The organism is Gluconacetobacter sacchari, assembly GCF_014174255.1.
Taxonomy (GTDB): Bacteria; Pseudomonadota; Alphaproteobacteria; order Acetobacterales; family Acetobacteraceae; genus Gluconacetobacter; species Gluconacetobacter sacchari.
Genome location: NZ_JABEQJ010000101.1, coordinates 1 through 889 on the forward strand (window position 1 = coordinate 1; position 889 = coordinate 889).

General features: G+C 57.3%; 1 protein-coding gene. It reads right to left on the reverse strand.

Going from position 1 to position 889, the window contains the following annotated elements:
• Window positions 1-68 precede the first annotated feature (68 nt).
• A partial coding sequence (locus tag HLH48_RS22835) for a hypothetical protein (RefSeq protein ID WP_456305423.1) occupies window positions 69-889 on the reverse strand: 821 nt, incomplete at its 5' end.

Here is an 889-nt window from a genome sequence, read left to right on the forward strand (position 1 = left end):
ACCAGATCCGTTTCGACCAAAAGCCCCTTGCATCTCGGACGCTAATGGATCTCAAACTGGCAGCGTAATCAAACAGCGCAACGCGATGTCTCATATCCATGCACCGGTACAAGAAGCTCGACCCCATATTGTTCAGGCAGTTGGACGGCGAAGGCTTCGGCGATCCCAGCGAAGCGATACGCATATTGCCCGATCACATAGTCACGAAGTTTCCCGCCTTGCATAAAGGCGGGAGCCGGGTCGGTGTCAGTGACCTCGGCCTCCAGCAATGCCTGCGCGATGCGGTGATCGCTCAACCGCTCGAACGTGAAACGGACCATCTCAGTGGTGACTTGATCCTCGACTACCGGTTCGACGGTCAGGACTCCTTCATTCTCGATCTGGAAGAATAGACTTTGCTGCATCTGGTTATTCGAGGCATGCAGTCCGTCGAGCAGGACAAACGCATCGTTGATCGGTAAATAGCCGCTGCGAGCGGCAACCATGGCGGCGGTAATAGCCTCCAAGGCTCGCTCGACGACCCGAAGCCGCGGGAACAGCTTCATCCGTGCAGTAATCGCTTCCGCCACGGCGCCGAAATAAAAGTTGAATACGCCTGACACACCAGCAAGCCCGCGCGGCAATTCCGTCTCACCACGACGCTCCAGCGCATCGCAGCAGGTGCGTAAGAACAATGGATTTTCGAATTCGGGCGAGAGATTCGGCGCTGCCATGCGCACGATCCCCCGTTGGTCGAGATAGCGCTGCGCCGCTTCCGCCGCCCGCCCCGCAAAGCCTGTGTCAGGCGAAGTGAGCAAGTGACCCCCTGTCGCAATGAGGAACTGACCCCTCTTCGTTTTTGAAAGGGGCACCGATGACGGAAGAAGAGAGCATGATTTCCGCATTGTCT